We start from the raw sequence: 26,587 nt of genomic DNA, 5'->3' as shown, positions 1-26,587 counted from the left end.
CCAGCAGTATTCGGCAATACTAGTGCTGAGATCATGGGGTTCGGTACTTCATGATTCGTGACCATTGACAGATATGGTCACTAGACTGAGAATGAGGCGCCTGTCCTATTTTTTCAGTAAGGGAACCTATGCGCCGGCTTCGACCTGTCCCCATTGCCGCTTGCTTGTTGCCTCTCGTCCTGACGGCGTGTGGCGACTCATCCACCGTTGAAGATCCACGCACGCATGCCCCTCTGGTGAGGTCCTCTGCGGTTCAGGGTTCGTCCGACGTCTCACGTTCTTTCACGGGCGTCGTGGCTGCCCGCGTCCAGGGCGACCTGGGCTTCCGGGTATCAGGCAAGGTGCTTGAGCGTCTGGTTGACACCGGTCAGACCGTTAAGCGCGGTCAGCCACTCATGCGTCTCGACCCAATCGACCTGGGGTTGCAGGCGCGAGCACAGCAAGAGTCGGTCATCGCCGCTCGGGCCCGAGCCAAGCAGACTGCAGATGACGAGGCGCGATATCGCGACCTGGTCGCCGCAGGCGCTATTTCCGCATCGGCTTACGACCAGATCAAAGCCGCAGCGGATACCGCAAAGGCGCAGCTCAGCGCCGCTGAAGCGCAGGCTGATGTAGCCCGCAATGCTTCTGGTTATGCGGTGCTGTTTGCGGATTCCGACGGCGTAGTGGTGGAGACGCTCGCCGAGCCCGGACAAGTCGTCAGCCCGGGACAGCCCGTGGTTCGACTGGCGCGGGCGGGGCAACGTGAAGCCATCGTGCATCTGCCCGAGACGCTACGCCCCGCAGCAGGATCCACCGCGCAGGCGACGCTTTATGGCAATACAACGGGTGCTGTTACAGCGAAGCTGAGGTTGCTTTCTGACTCGGCCGACCGAATGACACGCACCTTCGAGGCGCGGTATGTGCTTGAGGGCGCGCTGGCCAATGCACCGCTAGGTTCGACCGTCACGCTTCGGATCGCTGAAAGCACCACGCAAGGGCAGGGGCTGCAAGTGCCGATCGCCGCCGTTTATGACCCAGGCCAAGGCACTGGCGTATGGGTCATTGCCGGTACACCTGCGAAGGTGGCCTGGCGACCTGTTCAAGTCTTGGGCTTGAGCGACGACGCAGCGCGAGTCGCAGGCGATCTCAAGGTCGGCGAGCAGATTGTAGCGTTAGGCGCGCATCTGCTGCGCGATGGTGAGGAGGTGAGGCTGGCTCAACCGGATGGCGTCAAGGTCGCAGGGAGTCATCCATGAGCGAGGGGCGCTTCAATCTCTCTGCGATCGCCGTTCGCGAGCGCTCCATCACGGTGTTTCTGATCTTCCTGATCGCCGTTGCGGGCATCCTGTCGTTCTTCCAGCTGGGGCGTGCGGAAGATCCTCCGTTTACGGTCAAGCAGTTGACGGTCATTACCGCGTGGCCGGGCGCCACGGCGCAGGAGATGCAGGATCAGGTAGCAGAGCCACTTGAAAAGCGCCTGCAAGAACTGAAATGGTACGACCGCACGGAAACCTACACCCGTCCTGGCCTCGCCTTCACCATGGTGTCACTGCGCGATAGCACGCCGCCCTCGCAAGTGCAGGAGGAGTTCTATCAGGCGCGTAAAAAGCTCGACGATGAGGCCAGGAAGCTGCCGGCGGGTGTCATCGGGCCAATGGTCAACGACGAGTTTTCGGACGTGACATTTGCACTGTTCGCCCTGAAAGCCAAAGGCGAACCGCAGCGACTGTTGGTGCGTGATGCAGAGTCGTTGCGCCAACAACTGTTGCATGTGCCGGGCGTGAAGAAGGTCAACATCATTGGGGAGCAACCCGAGCGCATCTTTGTTTCCTTTTCCCATGATCGGCTGGCTACCTTGGGCGTATCGCCTCAGGACATCTTTGCCGCGCTGAATAATCAGAACGTGCTCACGCCTGCCGGCTCGATCGAAAGCGACGGGCCGCAGGTCTTTCTTCGGCTGGATGGCGCCTTCGATAAGGTGCAGAAGATTCGTGACACACCCATTGCGGTTCAGGGGCGGACGCTGAAGCTCTCGGACGTGGCGACGATCGAACGTGGTTATGAAGATCCGGCAACCTTTCTCGTGCGTAATAACGGTGAAGAGGCCTTGTTGCTGGGGATCGTGATGCGTGAGGGTTGGAACGGTCTTGACCTGGGCAAGGCGTTGGACGCGGAGACGGTCAAGATCAATCAAGGCATGCCGTTGGGCATGACGCTCTCCAAGGTCACCGATCAATCTGTAAATATCAGTTCGGCCGTCGGCGAGTTCATGGTCAAGTTTTTCGTCGCGCTGCTTGTGGTGATGCTTGTCTGCTTTCTCAGCATGGGCTGGCGTGTAGGCGTTGTGGTCGCTGCGGCTGTGCCGTTGACGTTGGCGGTGGTGTTTGTGGTGATGGCGGCCACTGGAAAGAACTTTGACCGTATCACCCTTGGCTCGTTGATTCTGGCGCTCGGACTGTTGGTGGACGACGCCATCATTGCTATCGAAATGATGGTGGTGAAAATGGAAGAGGGCTACGACCGCATCAAAGCTTCCGCGTACGCCTGGAGTCATACAGCCGCGCCGATGCTTTCCGGTACGCTGGTGACGGCTATCGGCTTTATGCCCAACGGTTTCGCGCAGTCGACAGCCGGCGAGTACACCAGCAACATGTTCTGGATCGTGGGCATTGCCCTGATTGCCTCCTGGGTGGTTGCGGTAGCTTTTACCCCGTACCTGGGTGTGAAGATGTTGCCGAACATCAAGAAGGTGGAGGGTGGTCATGCGGCCATCTACAACACCCGAAATTACAACCGCTTCCGCCAGGTGTTGACGCGTGTCATCGCTCGAAAATGGCTGGTAGCCGGTACTGTTATCGCAATGTTTGGCGTGGCGATTCTCGGCATGAGCCTGGTCAAGAAACAGTTCTTCCCTACCTCGGACCGTCCAGAGGTATTGATTGAAGTGCAAATGCCTTATGGAACCTCCATTGAGCAGACCAGCGCCACCACCGCCAAGATAGAGGCCTGGCTGCAAAAGCAGGGTGAGGCAAAAATCGTCACCGCTTATATCGGGCAAGGCGCGCCGCGTTTCTATCTGGCGATGGCGCCGGAACTCCCTGATCCATCGTTCGCGAAGATTGTGGTGCTGACGGACAGCCAGGAGGAGCGCGAGGCCCTCAAGTTCCGTCTCCGCGAAGCCGCTGCTGAGGGACTTGCCCCAGAAGCGCGTGTCAGGGTGACTCAGCTTGTGTTTGGTCCATATTCGCCGTTCCCTGTTGCCTATCGGGTGATGGGGCCTGATCCGTCAAAATTGCGCGAGATCGCGAGCCAGGTGCTGGACGTGATGCAGTCGAGCCCGATGATGAGAACCGTCAACACTGACTGGGGGCCACTGACGCCGACGCTGCATTTCGCTCTGGATCAGGATCGCTTGGAGGCGGTGGGGTTGACGTCAAACTCAGTCGCGCAGCAACTGCAATTCCTGTTGACCGGAGTACCGATCACCGCAGTTCGTGAGGACATTCGCTCGGTGCAGGTGGTCGGTCGCGCAGCGGGTGATATCAGGCTCGATCCCGCCAGGATAGAAGGCTTTACGCTGGTGGGCACGGCGGGTCAGCGGATTCCGCTGTCTCAGGTGGGAGAGGTCGATGTTCGTATGGAGGATCCGATCCTCCGACGTCGTGACCGCACGCCGACCATTACCGTGCGCGGTGACATTGCCGAAGGCCTGCAGCCACCGGACGTCTCGAGCGTGATCATGAAGGAGCTGCAGCCGGTCATCGACAAGCTGCCTGACGGGTACCGGATCGAGCAGGCAGGTGCAATCGAGGAGTCGGGCAAAGCCGGTAAAGCGATGTTGCCGCTGTTCCCGATCATGATTGCCATGACGCTGCTGATCATTATTCTGCAGGTACGTTCGATCTCGGCGATGGTCATGGTGTTCCTCACCTCGCCACTGGGGTTGATTGGTGTGGTGCCGACACTGCTTATCTTCCAGCAGCCGTTTGGTATCAACGCTCTGGTAGGTCTAATCGCCCTTTCAGGCATTTTGATGCGCAATACGCTGATTCTGATTGGGCAAATCCATCACAACGCGCAAGAAGGGCTGGATCCGTTTCACGCGGTGGTCGAAGCCACGGTCCAACGTGCCCGCCCGGTACTGCTGACAGCGCTGGCGGCAATCCTGGCATTCATTCCCCTGACACACTCCGTCTTCTGGGGGACGCTGGCCTACACGTTGATCGGAGGCACGTTCGTCGGAACCATCATGACGCTGGTGTTCCTGCCAGCGATGTACTCCATCTGGTTCAAGATCCGTCCCGACCATGCGGGGAAAACTGAACCCGCCAATAAGCAAGCAAGCCTGGTGGATAGGACGCCACCTCGTCCTCTCGACGTTCACCAAACCACAGAGCTTTAGCCGTAGGCCATAGCGTGCTGCTTTAGTGGGCGTCGACGTGGCTGTTTACCTGACACCGAACCGCCGAGGGGACGCAACGTCTCCTCGGCGGCCAACGTTCAGTCAGTCACAGACCCCTGCGGTATTCTCCCGGCGAAACTGTCCACCAGGCTCGCCACCACCATCTCTCCCATTCGCGTGCGAGTCTGCAGCGTCGCACTCGCGCGATGGGGCTGCAGCACCACGTTCTCGTTACCAAACAGTGCTTCGGGCACGTTCGGTTCATCGACAAACACATCCAGCGCCGCACCCGCTATCTCTCCAGCGGCCAGTGCCGTCACCAGATCGACCTCGTTGACCAGCTTGCCGCGCGCCACGTTGATCAGATACCCGTCCTTGCCCAGCGCCTGCAGCACCTCGGCATTGATGATGGCTTCAGCCTTGTCGGCAGCGGCCGCGAGAATCAGTGCATCACTGTTGCTGGCCAGCTGCTTCAGATCGGCGATGAACGTGTGGTTCACATCGCTCATCGGCTGCAGATCGGTGTAACTGATCGGGCAGCCGAACGCCGCGGCCCGGGTCGCCACGGCACGGCCGACCCGGCCCATGCCGACGATGCCGATGCGCATGCCCGATACCTGACGTGCCAACGGCAACGGAGCCAACGGCGTCGGGCTATGGGGCCATTGGCACGAACGCACATAACGATCACTGGTGCACAGACCCCGGCACACGGCAATCAACAAGCCGATGGCCAGGTCGGCGACGTCTTCGGTCAGCGCTCCGATGGTTGCCGTTACGCGGATTCCGCGATCCCGGGCGTAAGCCAGATCCACCGCATCGGTACCCACGCCGTTGACCGCCACCACTTCCAGTTTCGGTAGTTGCGCCATCAGCGCCTGGCTGATCCCGGTATGCCCGCCGGTGATCACCCCGCGAATGTTCGCGCCGTGTTCCTGCAAATAAGTCTGCTTGTCGGCCTGCTGGAAGTAACGTCTGACGGTAAACAGCTCATCGAGCCGCGCGTTGATTTCAGGGATCAGGATCGGGCTGAGCTGCAAGACTTCTGGCTTCATGTAAACCTCGTGTAGCGGAATAAAAAGACCGGTTCAACCGCGACCGGCAAACGGCATGGCAGTGGCCATGACGGTCATGTTCAGGACGTTCGCCTCCAGCGGCAGGCCGGCGATGTAACGCACGGCATCGGCCACATGTTTGACGTCCACCATCGGCTCCACGGCGATGGTGCCGTTGGCCTGGCGCACGCCTTTGGTCATGCGCACCGACATTTCGGTCAGGGCGTTGCCAATGTCGATCTGGCTGCAGGCGATGTTGAATTCACGCCCGTCCAGGGCCAGGGATTTGGTCAGCCCCAGCACCGCATGTTTGCTGGCGGTGTAGGCGCTGCTGAAGGGGCGTGGGGTATGCGCCGAGATCGAGCCGTTATTGATGATGCGTCCGCCCTGTGGCTGTTGCCGGCGCATCAGTGCGAAGGCACCACGGGCGCAGAGGAAAACGCCGTTGAGGTTGGTGTCGATCACGTTTCGCCACTGCTCGAACGTCAGCTCATCGAGCGGCACAGCAGGGGCGTTGACCCCGGCGTTGTTGAACACCACGTCGAGGCGTCCGTATACCTCGGTGATGGTGGCAAACAGCGCATCGACACTGATCGGGTCGCGCACATCAGTGGGCACCGCCAACGCTTCGTGTCCTTCGCTGAGCGCCAATTCGACCAAGGCCTGCAAAGGCTCCGCTCGGCGACCGGCCAACACCAGGGTGAATCCGTCTGCCATCAGAGCCAGCGCCACGGCGCGGCCGATTCCGCTGCCGGCGCCGGTGACCAGGGCCACTTTCAAAGGACTGGACATGTTGTTATCTCCTTTTTTCAATTCACGAGAGCGTACGTCGGGTTCAAGGTCGCTGACCGACGCGCATTTCCAGTTGGCCGATGCCGTCGATCCCGGCATTGATGATGTCGCCCGGTTGCAGCGCATCGACGCCCGCCGGGCTGCCGGTCATGATCAAGTCACCGGCCCGGAGCGCTACCGATTGCGAGATGCGGCTGATGATTTCACTGACCGACCAGATCTGGCTGTCGAGGCTGTCGCGTTGGCGCTCTTCGCCGTTGACGTTCAGCCACAATTCGCCGTCCGGGTGTCCGGCGCGAGTCACCGGCACGATGGCGGTCATCGGCGCGGAGCCGTCGAACACCTTGGCGCCTTCCCACGGCAAACCATTGCTTTTGGCCGCGCGCTGGACATCACGACGGGTCAGGTCAAGGCCGACGGCATAGCCCCAGACATAGGCCAGCGCCTGACTCTCCGGAATATTGGCGCCGCCTTCGCCGATGGCCACGACCAATTCGATTTCGTGGACAAACTCTTCGGTCAATGGCGGGAAAGTCACTTCGCCCGTCGCATCCACCACGTTGCTCGCCGGTTTCATGAAGAACACCGGCGGCTGGCGGGACTGGCCTTGGGTGTCTGGCCAAGGGTAGTTGCGGCCGACGCAAAATACTCGGCCAACGGGAAAGCGTTGCTGGCTGCCCACGACTGGCAAGGTCACGGGCAGGTCCGGGGTAAACACGTACTCGGTCATCGTCATTTTTGTTGTCGTCCTGTTTGAAGCGTCAGCGTACGGCGGCAATCTTTTGCAAAGTTGGACGAAAGCCGCCTCGTGTTGGAGAAAAACGGTTTCTTGGCTCAGCGCGCCTTGAGTTCGATGCGATACAAGCGACCGAGCAGCAACGAATAGGACAAGGTCCCCATCAGCGCCACGCCGCCAATGAACCAGAAGGCATAGGCAAACGAGCCTGTCGCGTGGACGATGCCGCCAATCACGATCGGGGTGACGATCCCGCCGATGTTGGCGGCCAGGCTGGTGACCCCGCCGGTCAATCCGATCAACTCCTTCGGCGCGACTTCCGACACCGCCGCCCACGACGAGGAGGCGATTCCCTGGGCGAAGAAGGCCATGGTCAGCACGGCAATGCAGATCACGTTCGAGTCGGTGAAATTCACCAGCACGATCGACATCCCCAGCATCGAGCCGACCACCAATGGCAACTTGCGAGCGAAGGACATTGAGTAACCACGACGGATCAGCAAGTCGGAGACGATGCCGGCCAGCAGAATGCCGACCGTTGCACCTACGAACGGCAGCACGGCGAAGACCCCGGCCTTGATCATGGTCAGCTTGCGTTCTTCGATCAGGTACGTCGGGAACCAGGTCAGGAAGAAGTACAACGCCGAGGTGCTGGCGAACTTGCCGATGCAAATCGCCCAGATCTGCCGATAGCTGAACAGCTCGGCGATCTGCCGCCAGTTGAACCGGGTGCGCTCCTGACTGCTCTTGACCAGTCCACCGCCGGCTTCGATGTACTTCAGTTCTTCCTGGCTGACGTTCTTGCAGCTCAGCGGATCGCGGTACACGTAGAGCCAGATCACACCAAACACAATGCCGAGTATCCCGGTGCTGTAGAAAACATGGCGCCAGTCATAGGTCGTGGCCAGCCATAACAGCATGCCGGTAAACAATGCCGTGCCCAGATACTGGCCGCACACGTAAATGCTGCTGGCCAGGCCCCGTTCACGGGCCGGGAACCATACCGTCACCGCACGGCTGTTGGCCGGAAACGCTGGAGCCTCCATGGCACCGACAGCCAGGCGCAGCCCGAACAGCGAAGCGAATCCTGTGGCAAAGCCTTGGCACACGGTGACCGTCGACCAACTGATCAGCGACACCCCGTAGGTGAACCGGGAACCGAAGCGATCGGCGATGAACCCGGCGGGGACCAGGGCGAGTGCATAGGTCCAGGCAAACGCGGAAAAAATCAGGCCCATTTCGATCTTGTCCAGGCCCAGGTCCTTGGCCATGAACGGTGCGGCAATCGAGATATTTACGCGGTCGATGTAGTTGATGATGGTCGCAATCAGCAGCAATGACAGCATGAACCAGCGTCGACGCGTCGGTAGTCGCTGAGGCAACAGGGCGTCCCGGGCGCCGGCGCTCACCGACGGCGCGGTGGACGGGGAGGTTTGCGAATTCGACATGAGTAGACCTTTTTATTGTTAGGAGAATCGAGATGTTCGCGCGCAGCCGAAGCCGATGCCCCCAGTGCCGGGGCAGGGCGATCGCTACTTGAATGAGGGCGCGGACAGCTACTGTCAGGCGCTCAGATACGCCTTCGGACTGGCTCGGTCGGGGGAGGGTTGGCGAGGGAAAAAAGCAGGTTCATCACGAGCGCACCTTTTGATTGTTTTTGGAAGGGTCGGGCTGCATTGGTTGTTACAGTGGTCGTACAACCTCTCAAAATCAACGGAGGCGTTAGATCGTTTTTTCTCCTGTAAAAGGTGATTCATGCAGGTGTCCAAGAGAAATCAAATCGGCTCATTTCCTTCGTTATGCGTTATTTACTTAATAAGTTTATGTTTTTAAAGGATTAAATATTTTTGTGTGCTCGTATTTTTTTGGACAGGCGACACATCACACACGGATACAATTAATTCTCTGTGTTTCGTTGTCATCCTATGACATGTTGAAGCCAGCGGTGTCTGCCTTCACAATCACTGCGGTCGCCGCCTGCGTCGCGGCGCGACGACAACCTGTCCATGTACCTGTCGAGGATCCTCAGGCGATGTCGTCACCGAGTCGAGTACCCACTTACGTCATGCAGCAACGCAGCGAATTGACGGACTTTTACATCCGCGACAAAAAGGGCCGGCGCGCCGAAACCAGCCCGCATCGCCATGAGTATTTCCAGATCCAGGTCAACCTCGGTGGCGATACCGTGCAGCACATCGGCAACGTCGAGCGGCCGTTTCCGCGCAACACGCTGGCCTTCATCCTGCCGCATCGCGTGCACGTGATTCCGCATCCGGCCGACAGCAATTTCATGGTGATCAACTTTTCCCAGACCTTCCTGTTGCCGCATTTGCAGTGCGACCCGATGGACCTGGAGGAGGTCTCGATTCTGCTGGCACCCGAGTTGTCGCCGTTCCGCTTTCAGGAGCATCTGGATTTCATTCTGTCCGATGAAGATTTCAGCAAAGTCTGTGCCCTGATCGAACAGATGCGCGTGCTCGATGAAAACCGTCAGTTCGGCACTCGCGAGATGCTCAAGGGATTGTTGCTGCAACTGGTGGGGAGCGTTTGTGCCTTGTATGCCGAGCCGCTCAAGCGGTTGGCCGAGGAGAATGCCGCCGAAGTCAGCCGACGCGATGCGCTGAGCAGGATGTCCGAATACTTGCGCAAGAACATTGCCGATCCCGACCTCAACCTGATCAAGGTGGCTGCTGCGACTTACCTGTCACCGACGTACCTGACGCACTGGTTGCGCAAGGAAATCGGCAAGACCTTCACTGAGCTGGTGCTCGAGCGCAGGATGCACGCGGCACGCAATTATTTGCTCAATGGGACACGACCGGTGGGGGAGGTGGCGAGGTTGTGCGGTTTCGCTGACGAGGCTTATTTTTCGCGACGCTTCCGCCAGATCCACGGCCAGCCTCCAGGGCAATTCAGGCGTCAGCAACTCAATCCTGATACGCCGCAATCACCGTCCAACACGTGATTGTTCATTGCTCACGTTGCAGCGCAAACTCGACGGCGCTTAGCAAGGCATCGCCGTTGAAGGGTTTACGCAAGCATTCGATGGGCTCATAGCGGCTGGATTCGGCCAGTGTGGCTTCATCCCAGTGTGCCGACATGCAAATCACTGGAAACTTTCGGCCCTTGAGCGTCAGCGCACGCATGACGTCCAGCCCTGACAGGCCGTTCATTTTCAGATCCAACAGCAGGCAGGCAACGTCATCGAAGTTTTCGAGGGCCAGGAATTCCTCGCCCGAGGCGAACAGCCGAGAACGATATCCGGCCGACCGGAGCAGATTGGCCAGGCTTTTGCGTACGGACGCATCGTCGTCCACGATGCAGACGATGATCATGGCGCTACGGGATGATTCGGGGGCGCAGCCAGTCTCCGTAGTCATGAAGAACCCTGCATGCCAAACGCTGGCTCCGTGCTGATCAAGCCATACAGCTTGACCAGATTGACCAGCGAGCGTGTCTGCATTTTCTCCATGATGTGTTTGCGATGGACCTTGGCGGTGACTTCACTGGTGCCCAGCTGGTTGGCGATGTGCTTGTTGGACAGACCCGCGACGATCAGCGGCAGCACTTCGCGCTCACGGGGGGTCAACAGGGCAGCCCTTTGACGGGCGCTTTGTATGCGTTGCCATTGCTCGAACGCCGTCGCTGCACGCTGACGGGTGGCGCGCAGGGTGTCCAACAACTGGTCGTCGTTGAATGGTTTGGTCAGGAATTCGACCGCACCTGCTTTCATGGCCTGCACCGACATCGAGATGGTGCCGAAACCGGTCATGAAAATGACCGGCCACGGATGCCCGCGCTGTCCGAGCGCCGATTGAAGTTCCAGGCCTGTCGTTTCGGGCAGACTGACGTCAAGCAACAGGCAAGCGGGGCCGGTGTCGAGGTCAGCGTTGAGCAATTCTTCGGCCGAGGCGAATATCCGGTGCGCGATGCCTTCGGCCCGCAGCAGTCGGCTGAGTGCTGTACGCACGCTCGCTTCATCGTCGACGATGAACACCGGCACGCTGTCAGGATCGATCGTCTTCTGATCCTCGGTCGCCAAAGGGCCCGGTGCCACCGGATGGAACAGGGGCAGGGGCGGTTCACGTTTTTTCAATAATCGGTAACCTCGGCGCGGGACCGTCTGGATAAGTTCTTTTTCCCCGAGCAGCTTGCGCAGCGAGGAAATCTGCACCTGCAGATTGTTTTCCTCGACGACGGTGTCGGGCCAGACCTGTGTGATCAATTCATCTTTGCTGACAATCCGGCCATCGGCGTGCATCAGCACCGAGAGGATTTCGAACGCCCGGCCCCCGACACGCAGCGGCCGTCCATCAAGAAAGGCTTCGCGCCGCTCCAGGGAAATAGTGGCTTGGCCGAGTCGGATCATGCGTTCCTCTGCACTGCGTGGATGGAGAGTGACGCCGGAGCATCGATTCATCAGAGGTACACGCTAGGGGACGGCCCCGCATAATGCAATTATCCCGAGGGATAACACACCGTGATTTCAGTGCGCAAAAACCATCGGCAACGGGGCAGCAAGACAGCCATCATGGTGCCGATTACGGACAGGATTACCGGCATGCAGCCGTTGGGCCAGAGCCTTGCGTATACTCCAGGGCTCAGCCCGAAACGAATCTTCAGCGGTGATTGTTCATGTCCAGCCGTCCTCTCTCATCATCCGGTTCCCGCAGTCTTGAGGTCGTCCACGATGAAGCCTGGCTGGAACGCTGCACCTTCTCCATGCTGCGCCGGGAAAATGACCTGACCTGGTTCACGCTTCAGGACCGGCCGTCGGGCACACACTGGCTTGCCGCCCGGGCACCGATTCAGCTGCCCGCCACGTGCCAGCGGCTGGAGCGCGATTTTCATCTGCGCCTGGATCCGGCATGGGCGATTGCACCTGTCGCGTTTATCCGCTCGGCCGAGGGGCCCTTGTTGATCTATCCCGCATCGGGGACGCCGCTGATGGATCTGATCGGTGACGCCGGGCTGCCGCTGGGGCGCTTGTTGGCCATCGCCGTGGCGGCGGCCAACGCGCTGGCCAGCGCGCAGAACGCGGGTGTGCGCCATGCCAGCCTGCTGCCCCACCATTTGATGGTGGAAACCACCGATTCGGTCAGACTCCTGGGTTTTCACAGTCATGCCGCAGAGGCGCCCACCGCTGAGTTGCCCGGTCTGGAACAATGGCCGTACCTGGCGCCCGAACAGGTACGGCGCGATGCCGCCAGTTTTGACGCGCGCAGCGATATCTACGCCCTGACCGTAATCCTCTATCAAGCGCTGACCGGCCGACTGCCGCTCACCGCCCGCGACCCCTCGCAATGGCTGCACGTGCACGCCGCCGTGCAACCGCAATCACCGGCAATTCATGTTGCCGATCTGCCGGAAGGCATCTGCCAAGTGCTGCTCAAAGGCTTGGCGAAGGAACCGGGTGCCCGCTATCAGCGCGCAGAGTCGATGGCCGCGGATCTGGCCTGGTGCCAACAGCAGTGGCTGGAGCACGAGCGCATCGATGGGTTTCGGCTAGGCGCCTTCGATGCGTTGCCTTCTGCGGCCCGCGGTGATGTTCTGTTCGGCCGCGAGGCCGAACGCATGCAGTTGATCGAGCAGATAAGTCAAGTGCGCAGCGATGGCATCGCCCGGGTCCTGCTGATCGGTGGCGCGCCGGGTGCCGGCAAGTCGACGCTGATCCACCAGGGTGTCCGGCCCTTGGCGCCCGGCTACTGGGCCAGCGGCAAGAGCAATCTGCTGCAGCAGGAAATTCCCTATGCGCCATTGGCAGAGATCCTCAAGTCGCTGATGACCCAACTGCTGGGCAAGCCGGCTCTGGAACTGGAGACGCTGGGCGAGCAACTGATCGAACGCCTCAAGGGACGGGGCAAACTCCTGGCGGAGCTGGCGCCCGAGGCCGAGCTGGTCATCGGTGTCGCGCCTGAACTGCCGAACATGCCGGCCCGGCATGCGCTTGATCGCGCCAATCAAACGCTGCTCGATGTTTTGGAAGTCTTCGCTCAGCCGGGACGACCCCTGGTGCTATTCGTAGATGATGTGCAGTGGGCCGACGACTCGACGCTGTCGTTCTTGCAAGCCTTCATCGCCCGGCCGCCCCGGCATCTGGCGCTCATTCTGGCGTACCGTGAGGCCGAATCGCAGTCCCTCCAGCGTGAGGGTGGATTGCTGCAGGTGTTGGAGCATGGGCAATCGTTACCCTGTACAAGCGTCATGCTGGGTCCACTATCGGTGCCAGCAGTCGCGGAACTGATCGCCGCTGAACTGGACACCGACCCCGAGGCTATCGAGTCGCTCGCACCAGTCGTGCACTACAAGACGGCCGGCAACCCTCTTTTCATCAGCCAGGTGTTGCGCGCGTTGATCGATGAACGTCTGGTGTGCTTCGACGTGCACGGTCGCCGCTGGGTCTGGAACCAGGAGGAGGTGGATGGTTACCGTTACGCCGATAACGTCGCGGACTTGATGGTGCAGCGATTCGAACGGCTGGCACCGATGGAACGCGAAGTGTTGCGCACGGCCGGATATGTCGGCGGGCGCTGTGATGAATCGCTGCTGCACCGGTTGTTACCGTGTGATCAGCAACAGATCAACCGTGAAGTGCAAAGTCTGGTCGATGCCGGTTTTCTGTTGCGTGAGCGTGAGCAACTGGTGTTTCCCCACGACCGTGTACTTGAGGCAGCCTGTCAGCTTGCTGCGCCAGCGGGACGCGCCGCCGAGCATGCCCGTATCGCCGTCGCCATGCTTGATCAGTGGGGTGAGCAGATCCATGAGCGTGTATTTGAAGTCGCCAGCCAGGTTCAGCGTATTGACGTGGATAAACTGGAGGCGCATCGCCGTGCCGCGTTCGTCGAGCTGTTGGTCGAAGCTGCCGAACGTGCCAGGGACACCGCGGCTGTCGAGCAGGCCGTGGGCTATCTGCGCACGGCCGAGCGTCTGCTCGGGCAGACCGGTTGGTCGAGCCTTTACACTCAGGCGTTCGCCACCCAATGGCTGGCTGCCGAATGTGACATGCTGCTGGCCGATCTGGCCAGCGCCCAACGCCGCCTCGACGACTGCCTGAATCACGCCACCACAGCCCTCGACCGCGCGAAAACCTATCGGTTACGGGCCACCTTGCGCACGTTGCACTCCGATTACGAGGGTGCGATAACCGAGGCGTTGACCGGGTTGACCCTGCTGGATATTCCCCTGCAGCGCAAGCCCTCGCACGATCAGCTGAGCCTCGTGTTTGCCCAGGTACGCGCACTCGTGGGCGCGCGCCGCATCGCCGATCTGGTGCATTTGCCCAAGGCCGATGACCCGCTTGTCGAAGTGGCCATGGAGTTGCTCAGCACATTGATTTCCTCGTTCTTCATCAACGACGACATTCGTTTTCTGCATTTGGCGAAAATGGTCGAACTTACGTTGATGCATGGCACCACGCCGAGCAGCGGTTATGGGTTTGCCTGGTTTGGCGTGATGATTGCCGAGCGCTATGGCGAGTATGTGGACGGGCAGTCCTTCGCCGAAGTGGCCCTTGAACTCACTGACAAACACGGCTACGAAGCCGGACGCACAGGTACGCTGGTGGCGCTTGATCAAGTCAGCCCGTGGACCCGACCGATGGCGTACGCCCGACAGAAGGCGTTCGCAGCATTCGAGTGCGGTCAGGCCGGCGGTGATCTGGGTATGTCCTGTTATGCCTGCAACCACATCGGCTCCGATCTGTTGTTCATGGGCGAACCCTTACAACGAGTGTTGAGCGAACTGGAGCATGGCCTGGCCTGGGTGCGTCAGTTTCACTATATCGACATCGAACGCATCCTGCTGGCGCAACAGGCGTACGCCAGCGATCTGCGCGATGGGCGTCAGCACCGGCCGCTGACCGAACTGGACGGCACTGAACATGACCGTTTCGGCCCCATCGACCGCACCAGCGTGTCACAGCCGACTCTGTTCTGGACGTGGCTGTATTCAGGCATGTCCGCGTTTTACTACGGCGATATCCCTTACGCATTGCGGCGTTTCGAAGAGGCGGCCGCGCTGACCTGGTCCATTCCGGCGCACATCAATCTCGCCGATTACTACCTGTTCTACAGCCTGGCGCTGGGCAGTGCGCAGGCACCGGGGGAGGTGGCCGATAAACTGGAACAACTCGAACGGCAACGTCTGCGGTTTCTGTCATGGGTCGAGCTCAACCCGGCAACCTTTCGCAACAAATTGCTGCTGATCGAAGGGGTCATCGCCCGTTTACGCGGTCAGGAGCTGGTTGCCATCCGCTGTTTTGATCAGTCCCAGATAGCTGCTGCAGCGGCCGGTTTCATCCACGAGCAGGCGCTGGCGCATGAACAGCTAGCCGATATCTGCTTACCTAACGGGCTGGTGTCGGGTGCCAATCACCACCTGCGCGTCGCGCGCGACTGTTACAACCTCTGGGGGGCCAACAGCAAGGCCCGCCAGCTGGAAGCCTTGCACCCGTTTCTGAGCGCAGAGTCGTCGTTCGAACCTGTCCGGCCTGTGACCCAGGTCCGCCTCGATCTTGAAGTGGGAATCGAGGCGGCGCGCGCACTTTCGCAAGAGGTATTGCTGGAACGACTGGTCGAAACCCTGATGAACCACCTGATGATTCAGGCGGGTGCCGATCATGGCGTTCTGATGATTGTCAGCGGCGCCGAGCTGCAACTCGCGGCAACCGCTTCTGTCGAGGCCGGCAACGTGCGGGTCGCGCTGGACACCGGGCAGCCGCTCGAACAGATGGCGCCTGCCTCGGTGCTCAACGCCAGCAAGCGCACCCGCAACACTCTGGTGCTCGACGATGCCCGGGCAGATTGTCCCGAGGCCTACAGCGCCGACCTCCTACAGCGCCAGACGCGTTCCATGTTGTGCCTGCCGTTGCTCAGACAAGGCACATTGATCGGTCTGGTCTATCTCGAAAACAGCCTGGTCCCCAAGCTGTTCAGCGCCGAGCGCCTGACCATGCTGGAAATACTCGCCTCCCAGGCCGCCGTGTCACTGCATACCGCCAGGCTGTATGCGCAGCTGGTCGAAGACACCCGACTGCGTGCGCAAATGGAAGCGGACTTGCGCAGTTCCCGGGCAGAACTGGCGCGTAGCTCGCACCTTAAAGTCATGGGCGAGTTGTCTGCTTCAATTGCCCATGAAATCAGCCAGCCGCTGCTGGGCATCTTGTCTAACGCCTCGGCGAGCCTGCGCTGGCTTAAGCGCGATCAGCCCGATCTGGAAGAGGCGATTCAGGGGCTGGAAGACATTCGCTCAGACAGCGCCCGCGCCGCCGATATTGTCCAGGCACTTCGCGCGCTCGCCAAACAGGCGCCGTTGCAACGGCTACCGGTGCAGATCGACGAGTTGATTGGTGAGGTCGTGCGCCTGACCGCCACCGATCTGGCGAACCGCAACGTGCAACTGCAAACCCGGCTTGATGCGCAATGCCCGGTTTGGGTCGATGCGGTGCAGATCCAGCAAGTGGTGTTCAACCTGATCACCAATGCGCAGGAAGCCATCGTCGGAGCCGGGTTGCCAGATGGACGCATCATCATCGGCTCAGCGGTCAAGGATGATCATGTTCAAGTCTGCTTCCAGGACAATGGGCCGGGAATTGACGCACCACAGCGCGAGCAAATCTTCGATGCGTTCTACACCACCAAAGGCAGCGGCATGGGGATGGGGCTGGCCATCTGCAGGTCAGTGATCGGTGCGCACGGCGGGACGCTGGTGGTCCAGGACAGCGAGCAGGGCGCCAGGATCTGTTTCAATCTGCCGATCGCGGCGGCCAGCGTCGGATAAAAAAAGGCCGCATGAGCGGCCAAAGGGGAGGAGTTCGTTCTGTTGGCCTCGATCAGTTCACGCGTGCAGCGCCTGCGCGCGAAGTTGTCGCAAGCCGTCGACCACGCTATCGGGGATTCTCCTGTCGGATATGTCTCGATCAATCATTGGTGTGTTGGGACGTCGGTTTGTGATCACGTGATCAACGGCCCGCCGCCAGGCCTTGGGTGTCATCCCTTCCAGCCGGCTAAAGGTGTGGGTGAAATGCGAGTGGTCCGCGAAACCGCATTCATAGACGACGTCGGTGATCGGCATCGAGGTGATCAGCAGGCTTTTGGCTTTTTCGATTTTCATCCTCACCAGCCAACCTTGGGGTGAGTGTCCGGTACTTTTTTTGAACGCCCGGGAAAAATGGCTGCGCGAAAGGTTGCAGTGTTCGGCAATCTCGCTGATGCGAACGCAACTGCCCATATCACGCAGCATCAGTTCCTTGGCGCGGCGCTCTTGCCAGCTGGACAGGGCGCCCAGCGGTCTCGCAAGTTCACATGGATGGTCTGAATTCACCGATTGCGGGTTCATGGCGGCTCTCCTGATCGTTAGGGAAAGTCTGTCCGCCGGCGACCTTTAAAGTCCTTAATCAAACCTTAAGAATTATGAAACGCCGCGACCGATCGGCGTGGGTGATTAAAGCCATACGAGGCGCGCGCGCGTAGGGTGCTCAGCGGGGCGAGTCCCTTGCTCTATTTTTGGCTGAGCGCCGCGATCGATACCCCCGATGCCACAAACGTCATTCCTGCCCCCACGTCAGACCATTCACAAGTCGTGGCCGCTGGCGTAGAAAACCGGAAAGTGTAGTGGCGAAAGCGCCCATGAGCGCGAATCCAGCTGCCGTAAGTACAGCAAATCACACGCCGTACACCTGCATCTGGATACTCACTGAGCCGCGGTGCGGGTCGACAAACTGCGGGCTTAGGGGCTGCATTCTATTTTGGCAAAACCTCAGAGGGGCCGAACGAGCGACGCTGGCTCCCCCAACAACATCTTTTGCCGCCAGGCGGGTGCGCTGGTGGGGAACAGCACTTCGTTCGGTCGCCAGCGAGCAACGCCGAAGGCGGCCGCAATACGCTGGCGTTGCTGGCCCTGGACAAGGACGCGCCGGTAACTGTTCTCGCTCTGCTGTAGCCCCAGCACATAGCCCATGCCCGCCTGGAAATCGCCTCCATGGGCCTGCCACCAGGCTGCAATCAATTGCGGGTCGGGCCAGGGCAGGTTTTCATCGGGGTCCATGGCGACATTAGCGTCCTCAGGATCGTCGTTCGGGCCGGCATCGAAATCCGGCAGGTCCTGCAATTCCAGGTCGAGCAGCGCCAGGTCAGCGCCAGTGATCAGACTGAAGGCTTCGCCGGCGACGCGGGCATGAGACAGGTCGCTCATCTGCTGGATCAACCAGGGCACACTGAACGGATCGCCCAGCAGCCCGATGGCCTGGATGCCGATGCGCTGTTGCTCAGGGTGCTCTATCAATTGGCGTATCCAGGCGATGCTGTTTTCACGCTTTTGCCAGGCCAGCGATACGCAGAGCGCGCGGTACTGGAACTCGCCCGGTTGCTCGGCGAACTGGCGCAGCGGTTCCAGGGCGTGCTCATCGCCCATCTGTGCGGTGGCCCAGTTGGCCCAGAAGCGCGTGGCTGGATCCGGGTGTAGACGGTGGGCACGAATTGTCGACATCAGGTCACGACGACGCAGCTCGCCGGCAGTGCGGGCGGCACGTGCCAGCACGCTTGGGTCGGCGTGGGAAAGTCCGGTAAGCAGGGCAGGGCCAGGGTCGTAGCGGTGCATGCCGCAGGCGGCCAGGCCGAGGCGGTGGAACAGAGGTTCAGGGGAGGCGAGCATGCGGTCGATCCAGGGCGATATCCATTCCCAGTCGAGCCAACCCAAGGCCATCAGATAACCGCGCTCTGTATCCACGGCACTGCGCAAGTGCTCGCTGAGCCGTGACAACACCTGCGCGTTACCCGCCTCGAAGGCCAGTACTGCACTGGCGAACATCTCGCCGATGGCGTGTGGGCCGAGTTGGGTCAGGAGGGTTTCCAGGCCGGTGGTGCCGGCGATTCGAAGGCCGTCGAGGTGGGCGTCGATGCGGCTGTCGAGCTTGCTGAGGTCATCCAGATCGTAATGCGGCGCGCGCTGGGCATAGTCGCGCAGGACGGCTAGGAAGCCGGCTTCTTCGGCGTGTTGGTCGATGATGATGGGTAGGGATATCAAACTAAGCCTGCCTGGGTCGATATCACGGGGTCACCTCGGTCCAACGCTGCCCATCCTCGGTCCAGACTACGTTCTTCGGTCCGCAGGACCAGAGAACACCATCATTTGCATGGAGATGGCGGCTACTGGGCTTACCGGGCAAATTCATGTCGACTGCAACCAGATTGTCATTGCCGTCGAGGCGCAATAGACCGGAATCACAGGCCAAATAGAGCTCGCCGTTGAACCACTCCATACCCCAGAGGTCTTCGCTGGTTGCGTCCTGTCCAACGGCTTCCCACTGCGAACCATCGCCACGCAGCAAAGTGCCCATCTGCCCGCATACAAACACTAAGTCTTCGCGAACGACCTTGACCCGATGCAATACGAGATTGGTTGGACTTTCCCGATTGAACCATTTGCCTTCCAGGCGTTGCCAAATTTCGCCATTGAATCCGACGGCATAGAGATTTTCTTCTCTGATACCGTCGATGGAGTTGAAACCGCATAGTTCAATCTCGCCTCTGGGTAAAACCACTCCCTGGTCCTGACGCGTCCATTTGGCTGGTCCCTCGCGACGGTAAACCTGGCGGCCCATGCCAGTGGCGTAGGGAACACCGTTGATGAGTTGCAGATCCCGAATAGGACCGCGACGAGCAGGGCCATCGAGCGAGTCGTCGATCTCTTCTTCGGTTGAGCCAACCATTGTGCTGACTGACACAATACCGTCTGGACCTGTAGCGAAAACCATGATTTCCGGTACTTCAATTGCGCAGATTCGCGTGGCGTGCCACTCGAGGTTGAAGGAGAACCAGCGGTTCTGGGACCTGTCCCACTTGAGCAGTTTGGAGGCGGTCGAGCCACTTTCCTTCAATACATCGACTTGGGCGATGACTCGACCAACATTGCGGCTCTGCATGAAGCCGGAAAGGAAGGAGTATTCGTTAGACATAGCAAACCTATCGTTCTTGAAATTGAAAATTAAGCGGCAGAGTGGGCGTTGGATGTGATGCCTTTGATGGCCTCGATCGCCTGGTCGACGGCGTTCTGCTGCGTGGCAGTCAGCGTGCCGGAAGAGCGCTTGTCCGAGCCTGGATCGCTGCGCACTGGTGTGTTGTCTTCCATGTCACATTTTTTCTGGTGATAGTCGTCCAGCTGGTTGGCTATGCACTTCGAGTTGCAATGAGGGAATGCCGTACTGTGGGCAAGTGCACCTGCTTCACGGGCATTTTTGTAAGTCCATTTGGCATTAGCGGGTAGTCGCTGGTCGCTGCCTGGTTTGATCTTGTCACCGGAGTCCGGCCAGGATTGCAACACCGGACCGTCGTTGTGGGCCGCCTCCATCTGGCCCTGGACCGCATGGAGGATTCCATGGGTACCGTCGTCGCGCGACTGGGATGCACACACGCACGGCGCGTTGTCTTGCTTGTACTTCTCGAAGCCAGTCAAGGCAGTGCCACGTTCCCCCGTCTTAGAGAAACAATGTACCTCGATCAGGTGGTGACCTGTGATCTCCGGGTGACAGCAAAAACTCTTGTCTTTTTTTTTCGGTTTGAGCACGCATGCCTTGGCTTTCTTGCATTCATCGTCGCAATCCATTCCATCCGGTACTTTGTTGCCTCTCTCGGTCTCCCGCTTGGGACGTATCTTCGCATCCTTGCATTTATCCTCGGCAGCGTTTTGCTCGTCTTTGCAGACCTGGCCTTCGCTAGTGTCGAACGCTATCGCATCCACATGCATCCACGTTGGCGTGTTACCAGGTGATGATGCGTGGTTGTGGGTTGTCAGGTCCATGTGTCGCACTACGTTCTCGCCTTCGAACTTCACATCCATCGACCAGGAGGTGAAGTACACCTTGCCCTTGATCTTACTGGTGATCACGCCCTTCTTCGGCGCGCAACCGGCCTCATCCCCATAGCTGGTCTTGAAGTAACTCTTGTTCTTGAGCATCACTTCCTTACCACTGATCTTCACCGTACGACTGCCCTTGGTCGTGTCCTTGGCCATACCGGTATTCGGATAGGGGATGGGCACTCCCGTTGGCGTGGGCGGCGCCTGAGGCGGGGTGAAGCAGACATCCGGAAAGCAGGCGATCGACTTGCCAGCCGCCGCCTTGCAAGAAACTTCCATATTGTTGGCGTAGACCTCATTCGCCATCACGCAGCCCTCACAGTCTGGTAACTGAGCATCGCGGCGGCGCGTTCGCCGGCGTCGTTGCCCAAGTGGCAGAAGATATTCGGGCCTTCGCCATAGCCCTTGCGGCTGGCGGCCAGGGCCACGGCGAGCATCGCCGGGCCGATGGCGGCGCCGACTTCGCCGATGCAGTCGGCGGGGTGCCAGAGGTGGAAGAACTCCTTGCGCACGCGCAGGGTGCGGCTCAGGGCCAAGGACGCTTCCTTGAAGTAGTACTGCTCGCCGGAGATGTCGGTGAGCCGATAATCCATTTGCTCCAACCCACAGCCGACTTCGCTCAGGGCGGCGCGTACGGCTTGAGTCAGGCCATCGGCGCGCAGGGGAATGTCTTCGGCCTCCACCGTGGCCTTCTCCATACCGAACCCCAGGCCGATGCAGGCCAATAGCGGCTCTTTGCTGGTAACGGGGGCGGCCAGCACCACGGCGGCGGCGCCTTCGCCGGGGATAAATCCGTTGGAGTTCTGGCTGGTGAGCAGGCGTTCGCGTGCTTCGAAAGCGGCCAGGGTCGGTCCGCTGAGGAAGGAGTCGACGCCGGCAATCAGCACATGGCGATGGCCGCCCTGGTAGATCAGCGTGCGTGCATTCAGCAGGGCCACGGCAGCGCTGACCCGACCACGGGCAATGACGTTGGAACCGGGATGAAAGCGCAGGCCCAGTTCGGCTTCGATGGCGTGCAGCAGCCCCTTATCGAGACCATCGAGGCGGCCGGGGCGCTCGACTTCCGCCACCCCCAGCAGCAGCGGGGTCTTTTCCGGGTCGACGTTGGGGGTGCTTTGCAGCGCCTCGGCGATGGCCCGGGCGGCCATCTTGATCAGCTTGGTGCGGCCGCGCCAGGGCTGTTCCAAAGGCACGCTGGCGGCAATCAGCCATTCGCCGCCTTGGTCGATAAAGCGGGTTTCCTGGAAATTGTCGATGGCGCAGCGGATCGCCGCGCAGCTCGCGGGTGCGCTGAGGCCGACAGCACTGACCATGCCGGAGCCGATGATGCAAAGCGCGGTCATCAGTCCGTCTCCTCGGGTGCGTGCTTGTCTTTTACCAGGGAGGAGAGCGACGGGTAGTAATCCTTGCCCAGTTCTCGGGCACGCCACCAGCCCGTGGACATCGTGCCGACCAGCACCTGAGCGATCTCGAACATGTTGCGCCGTAGCGGGCGGGCGACACGCCAGGTCAGCTGCACCTGGAGCGCGTCGGTGTCGATCAGCAGGGTATCGATCACCGCCTGCACAGTCTCATGACCGCCTTTTTTCAGGAAGAAAGTAACCGGCACATCGATTTCGGGTATGCGAAAGCCCGCGCGCTCCTGGGGCGTGAGGTTGAGCAGCAGCACGTCCTCGCCGCCTCGCAGATAGTGGATCTGCTGATCGTCAGGGGCCGCCTGAAAGTAGCGGCGGTCGAAATCGCCCGGCAGAAACGGAAAGCAGTGGGCCAACCAAGCCTCGTCGTAAGTACCGGCGAAGCGGGCGCGTTGCGGCCAGCTACGGCCGATGGGGCCGAGGGCCATCGGACGGTAGTCGCCAGAGGGACTGTCGATCGCCTTGCCCAATTCCTCGGTGTTCGGCATCGGCATGCCACCGATGTCAGCACTACCCATATGGCGTGGGAACCAGCCACAACCGGTTGGATTGTCCAGGTAGCAGTGACGCATTTCGGAGTCTTTGGCCATCGGATGACTGCCGCCAAAGGCCTGGGCATAAGAGATGTGCTGCTCGGTGAAGGGCTGCGGCAAGCCGGGAGAAACGCCCAACAGCCCCGGTTGCCACTGCCGGGGGCCGAGGACGGAAAAGGCTTTGCTCATCTGACCGACGCGAATGCCCGCAGCCAGTTGCCTCACGGGCCGCCCGCCTGGGGCATAGGCCTTGCCGCGCACCAGCACATCGCAGAATGGCTTGATCGGGGCGAAGTCCATTTCCTGCAGCGGGGTGCTGAGACCAGGCTCGCCGAGGAAGGTATCGGCCATCAGCAGCGGTTGCTGGCTGTCGGCGAGGGTCGCCGCGCGGCCGTCCAGCGGCAGATTGAAAGTGCCTTTGACCACCACCACCAAGGATTCGCGGCCATCGGGCTCCATGCCCTGGGTATAGGCAGCAAGCAGTTTGCTGGCGTTGAGCAGTTCCATGGGCCGAATACCTGTCTAGTTGATCTGCACCGAACCACCCTTGATGCGGTTGACCCCGCTGGAGCGGCTGGACAGGTAGGCGCCCTGGATAATCACTTTGCCCGCGCGGGTCAGGGTGATACTGGCCTTGCCGCAACGCAGCACGATCTCGCGGTCGGCACTCAATTCCAGGCGCTGGTCGTCCAGTTGCACGCAGGCAACCGGTGCGGGCGCCGCGGCCTGGCCAAGCAGGCGGCCGATCACTAGCGGGCGGAAAGGGTCGCCATCTTCGAACATCAGCGCTACCTGGGTGCCGATGTCCTCAGGGGCGAGCAGGGTGGTGCTGCGGGCGGCGATGCTCTGTTCCTCGGGGCAGCCGGGGTAGGTCACCAGGGGCGCACTGGCCTGCGGCAGGTCGAGCAGGACGCCGATGACCACGCCATCGATGCGGGCCTGGGTGGGTAGTGGGTATTGAACCGTCATACGCGTGACTCCTAGTTTTGCAGGATCTTGCGTCCCTTGATCACCACGTTCTTGTTGGCCTTGATGTTGATCGCGCCAGAGCCGTCTATGGTGATGTCCTTGCCGCGGATGCTGATGGTGCCGTCCTTCTTCATGACGATGCTGGCTTTGCCGGTGGTGATGGTCACCGAGTCACCGGCATCGATGACAAGGTCCTTGCCCACCGTCAGCGCATCGTTGTTGTCGATATCGGTCGTGCGTCCTGCACCGACCTTGCGCGATTCGTTTGCCTTTACCGTGGTTGAAAGATTGGCACCCACGTCCACCGAGCGGTTGGCGCCCACATTGGTCGACTGGTAGAGGCCCACATTGACGTTTTGGTAGGCCCCGACATTCACCGTTTGAAAGGCACCGATGACAACTTCCTGCGCTGCGCCGATGGCGATCGTCTCGTTGATACCTACCGCATGGGTGCGCTGCAGGGTCACGGTCGCGGTTTCGTTGGCGCCGACGCTGATCGTGCGGTTGCTGCCAATGTTGATGGTCTCGTTGCTGCCGACGCGTTCCGTACGGTTGACGCCAATGGTGATGGTCTCGTTGTTATCGACGGTTTCGGTGCGGTCGTGTTTGACGTGCACGGTTTCGTCGTTGTCGATGCTCTTGCTGCGGTCGTGGCCGACCCAGTGGGTCTCGTCGTTCTCGACCTCAATGTCCTGGTTCTTCTCGGCGTGGATAAACAGTTGCTCCGCGCCTTTCTTGTCTTCCATACGGATTTCATTGAAGTTGGCCGGTGAGCCGCCCTTGCTTGAACGGCTCTTCACGCCGCTCTGGGTGGCATTGGCCGGCAGCGTGTAGGGCACGGTCTGTTCGGCGTTGTAGACGCGGCCGGTGATGATCGGCCGATCCGGGTCGCCTTCGAGGAAACTGACAATCACTTCCTGACCGATTCGCGGGATCTGCATCGCCCCCCAGTTCTTGCCGGCCCAGGCCTGGGAGACGCGCATCCAGCAGGAGCTGTTCTCGTTGGATTGGTCGTGGCGATCCCAGTAGAAGTGCACTTTGACCCGGCCATACTGGTCGGTCCAAATCTCCTCGCCATTGGGGCCGACCACCACCGCGGTCTGTGGCCCTCGGACAATCGGCATGGGGGTCAGGGGGAGGGGGTGGAAAACCTGGCTGGCATCCATGCAAGCGAGTTCGCCCACGAACTGCTCGGAGAGATCCTGGGTGCCACTTTCATAGGGCTCCTGGTGGATGTGGTAGCGCGCGCTGACCACCAGGTATTCGCGGTTCTGGTCTTCGCGCTCATAGCCGGTCAGCGAGAACAGGTGGCCGGAGCCCAGTCCGCGGGCACGGCCGCGCAGTTGTACGCGCTCGAACTGGCTGTGGATGGCTTCGATGCGGGTACGCGCATAGTGCTCGCCGTCATTGCTCTGTGCGTATTCACCGGGGTAGTCGTAGAGCGGGTAGTCGCCGTTGCTGTGGCTGCGCGACACACTGGAGCGCACCTCAAGGTTGGCGCGGGGGCGCTGGAAGTCGTAATCGTTGAGCTCCAGCGAACCGGGTTGGACTTCCCGCGTCAGTTGCCAATCGTAGAAATGATCGCGCTCGCGCATTTGCCGATCGGGCGGGTAGAACGGCACTGAGTCGTAATCTGCCACCGTGGAGTGGGCGCCATAGGCGTCGGCCAACACCAGTACATGACGCGCTTGCTCATGGCGGAAGTAGTAATAGATCCCTTCCTGTTCCATCAAGCGGCTGACGAAATCGAAGCTGGTTTCGCGGTACTGCACGCAATATTCCCACTGGCGGTAGCTGCCGCTCAGGCTGTCTTCGAAATCGGAAAAACCGAGGTCGCGGAACACCTGCTTGATGATGTCCGGCACCGTATTGTTCTGGAAAATCCGGCAATCCGAGGTGCGCGTGAGCAGCCAGAGCCAGGGCCGCAGGCTGACGTGGTAGCCGGCGAACTGGCCATGGCCGGTCAGTTGTCGACAGCTGCAGGCAATGCCGTGGAAGTAGCGTTTGCCGCCGTCGTGCAGTTCCAGGGTCAGGCCCATCGGCTTGCCCAGCAAATGGTCGAACGTGATCGCCCGGTCTTCGGAGGTGAGGTTCAATTCGTAGTGGAACAACCGCCCCAATTCTTCGTTGCCTTCCATGCTCCGCAGCAGCAGGACATCGCCGCCGAGGGGGCAGTTGACCTGCACCAAACGGTTGTTTTGCGTGATTGCCATGCACGGCTTCCTCTGCCTCGTGTTTGGGCGTCAGTCGGCCGTCTCGAATACATAACGCAACGTACGACTGAATCCGTTTTCAGCGGATTAACCTTTTGCCCAACGCCTCTTTGGCGTTATCTCTAATCCTTACAATTCAAGGAAGTGTTAGCGCTGTTCAATTCTTGTCAAGAAACTCTCCGACCAGTGGGGTGAACACCGAGGCGTTTCAAGATCGGTGATCGGAGGTCATTATTTAGTATCTTTGGTTATAGGATTTATTCTAAAAAGTGAGTACCCGCGCAATTTATTCAGGCGCGAATTCAGTCGTGCTTATGAAGAGCATCTTTCAAAGTTGCGTAAAGGATGAGTACTGTAAAACTAAAGTTCGCGCACTTTTAACTACCGAAGACCTGATGACAGCAGAACCGACTATCCTTTCGGATAGTGAACGCTGCACTCTTGGCAAAAAGGGACGCCATGCCAGACTATGATCGCGCCATCGGCTCCACACCCGGCATTCCATACGGTGATCGAACCTGTCTGATCGGGCCCTGGTTACTCAGGCCCTGGCTACTCCTGATGGCTTCAATTACGGTTTTCTGTCTTTTCACGGCAACACCCGGATACGGCCAGAACCTGCCAACCGCGGCAGGTGTC

The 26,587-nt window shown here is 60.1% G+C and carries 18 protein-coding genes and 1 pseudogene; 4 read left to right on the top strand and 15 right to left on the bottom strand.

Going from position 1 to position 26,587, the window contains the following annotated elements:
- Positions 1-128: 128 nt before the first annotated feature.
- Together AC07VO_RS06300 and AC07VO_RS06295 are read left to right on the top strand one after the other, a co-directional pair.
- The gene (locus AC07VO_RS06300) at positions 129-1,238 is read left to right on the top strand and encodes an efflux RND transporter periplasmic adaptor subunit (protein ID WP_019649138.1); all 1,110 of its coding nucleotides are present in this window, start codon (positions 129-131) and stop codon (positions 1,236-1,238) included.
- On the top strand, positions 1,235-4,384 hold the full coding sequence (locus AC07VO_RS06295; protein ID WP_192351129.1) for an efflux RND transporter permease subunit: 3,150 nt from the start codon (positions 1,235-1,237) through the stop codon (positions 4,382-4,384). The genes AC07VO_RS06300 and AC07VO_RS06295 overlap by 4 nt, the downstream gene beginning before the upstream one ends.
- A 98-nt stretch (positions 4,385-4,482) precedes the next feature.
- Here AC07VO_RS06295 and AC07VO_RS06290 read toward each other — a convergent pair whose 3' ends face one another.
- The 4 genes from AC07VO_RS06290 to AC07VO_RS06275 all read right to left on the bottom strand — a co-directional run bounded on the left by AC07VO_RS06290 (position 4,483) and on the right by AC07VO_RS06275 (position 8,415).
- A complete protein-coding gene (locus tag AC07VO_RS06290; protein WP_192351131.1) occupies positions 4,483-5,439 on the bottom strand; it encodes a 2-hydroxyacid dehydrogenase in 957 nt (318 codons plus the stop codon).
- Between the two features lie 33 nt (positions 5,440-5,472).
- Positions 5,473-6,231 (bottom strand): SDR family oxidoreductase, encoded by a 759-nt coding sequence (locus tag AC07VO_RS06285; RefSeq protein ID WP_192351133.1) that lies wholly within the window; start codon positions 6,229-6,231, stop codon positions 5,473-5,475.
- Between the two features lie 43 nt (positions 6,232-6,274).
- A complete protein-coding gene (locus tag AC07VO_RS06280; protein ID WP_018927745.1) occupies positions 6,275-6,967 on the bottom strand; it encodes a fumarylacetoacetate hydrolase family protein in 693 nt (230 codons plus the stop codon).
- A gap of 98 nt (positions 6,968-7,065) precedes the next feature.
- Positions 7,066-8,415, bottom strand: coding sequence for an MFS transporter (locus AC07VO_RS06275; RefSeq protein WP_019649133.1), 1,350 nt, complete (start codon positions 8,413-8,415; stop codon positions 7,066-7,068).
- A 584-nt stretch (positions 8,416-8,999) separates the two neighbouring features.
- Here AC07VO_RS06275 and AC07VO_RS06270 point away from each other — a divergent pair.
- Complete coding sequence (locus AC07VO_RS06270) at positions 9,000-9,932, top strand: helix-turn-helix transcriptional regulator (protein WP_026286543.1); 933 nt, start codon at positions 9,000-9,002, stop codon at positions 9,930-9,932.
- Between the two features lie 4 nt (positions 9,933-9,936).
- Here the strand turns inward: AC07VO_RS06270 and AC07VO_RS06265 are convergent, their stop codons facing one another.
- Positions 9,937-10,302, bottom strand: a complete 366-nt coding sequence (locus tag AC07VO_RS06265) for a response regulator transcription factor (protein ID WP_192351308.1) — start codon at positions 10,300-10,302, stop codon at positions 9,937-9,939.
- Between the two features lie 41 nt (positions 10,303-10,343).
- On the bottom strand, positions 10,344-11,336 hold the full coding sequence (locus AC07VO_RS06260) for a response regulator (protein WP_192351135.1): 993 nt from the start codon (positions 11,334-11,336) through the stop codon (positions 10,344-10,346).
- A 353-nt stretch (positions 11,337-11,689) separates the two neighbouring features.
- On the opposite strand from AC07VO_RS06260, the gene AC07VO_RS06255 reads away from it, so the two are divergent.
- Positions 11,690-16,744 carry a trifunctional serine/threonine-protein kinase/ATP-binding protein/sensor histidine kinase gene (locus AC07VO_RS06255; protein WP_310392634.1) on the top strand — a complete coding sequence of 1,685 codons (5,055 nt, stop codon included), beginning with the start codon at positions 11,690-11,692 and terminating at the stop codon, positions 16,742-16,744.
- Between the two features lie 57 nt (positions 16,745-16,801).
- Here AC07VO_RS06255 and AC07VO_RS06250 read toward each other — a convergent pair whose 3' ends face one another.
- The 9 genes and pseudogenes from AC07VO_RS06250 to AC07VO_RS06210 all read right to left on the bottom strand — a co-directional run bounded on the left by AC07VO_RS06250 (position 16,802) and on the right by AC07VO_RS06210 (position 25,948).
- Positions 16,802-17,302, bottom strand: a complete 501-nt coding sequence (locus AC07VO_RS06250) for a helix-turn-helix transcriptional regulator (protein ID WP_018927751.1) — start codon at positions 17,300-17,302, stop codon at positions 16,802-16,804.
- Between the two features lie 161 nt (positions 17,303-17,463).
- Positions 17,464-17,690, bottom strand: a pseudogene (locus AC07VO_RS06245) (LysE family translocator); the annotation flags it as partial.
- 32 nt (positions 17,691-17,722) lie between these two features.
- A complete protein-coding gene (locus AC07VO_RS06240; RefSeq protein ID WP_192351137.1) occupies positions 17,723-18,988 on the bottom strand; it encodes a TIGR02270 family protein in 1,266 nt (421 codons plus the stop codon).
- A 22-nt stretch (positions 18,989-19,010) separates the two neighbouring features.
- Positions 19,011-19,919, bottom strand: a complete 909-nt coding sequence (locus AC07VO_RS06235; RefSeq protein ID WP_019578536.1) for a WD40/YVTN/BNR-like repeat-containing protein — start codon at positions 19,917-19,919, stop codon at positions 19,011-19,013.
- A gap of 29 nt (positions 19,920-19,948) precedes the next feature.
- Positions 19,949-21,124: a PAAR-like domain-containing protein gene (locus tag AC07VO_RS06230; protein ID WP_018927754.1), complete on the bottom strand. Its 1,176-nt coding sequence runs from the start codon at positions 21,122-21,124 to the stop codon at positions 19,949-19,951.
- A complete protein-coding gene (locus AC07VO_RS06225; RefSeq protein WP_192351310.1) occupies positions 21,124-22,164 on the bottom strand; it encodes a hypothetical protein in 1,041 nt (346 codons plus the stop codon). Before AC07VO_RS06225 ends, AC07VO_RS06230 begins: the two co-directional genes overlap by 1 nt.
- Positions 22,161-23,273, bottom strand: coding sequence for a DUF2169 family type VI secretion system accessory protein (locus AC07VO_RS06220; protein WP_192351139.1), 1,113 nt, complete (start codon positions 23,271-23,273; stop codon positions 22,161-22,163). Before AC07VO_RS06220 ends, AC07VO_RS06225 begins: the two co-directional genes overlap by 4 nt.
- Before the next feature lie 15 nt (positions 23,274-23,288).
- Complete coding sequence (locus AC07VO_RS06215) at positions 23,289-23,735, bottom strand: DUF6484 domain-containing protein (protein WP_192351141.1); 447 nt, start codon at positions 23,733-23,735, stop codon at positions 23,289-23,291.
- 11 nt (positions 23,736-23,746) lie between these two features.
- A complete protein-coding gene (locus AC07VO_RS06210) occupies positions 23,747-25,948 on the bottom strand; it encodes a type VI secretion system Vgr family protein (protein ID WP_192351143.1) in 2,202 nt (733 codons plus the stop codon).
- Positions 25,949-26,587 lie beyond the last annotated feature (639 nt).

This window comes from Pseudomonas sp. GW821-FHT03E01 (genome assembly GCF_059420765.1).
Note: the sequence above shows the minus strand (reverse complement) of the source record. Positions and strands in the feature narration are given on the sequence as shown.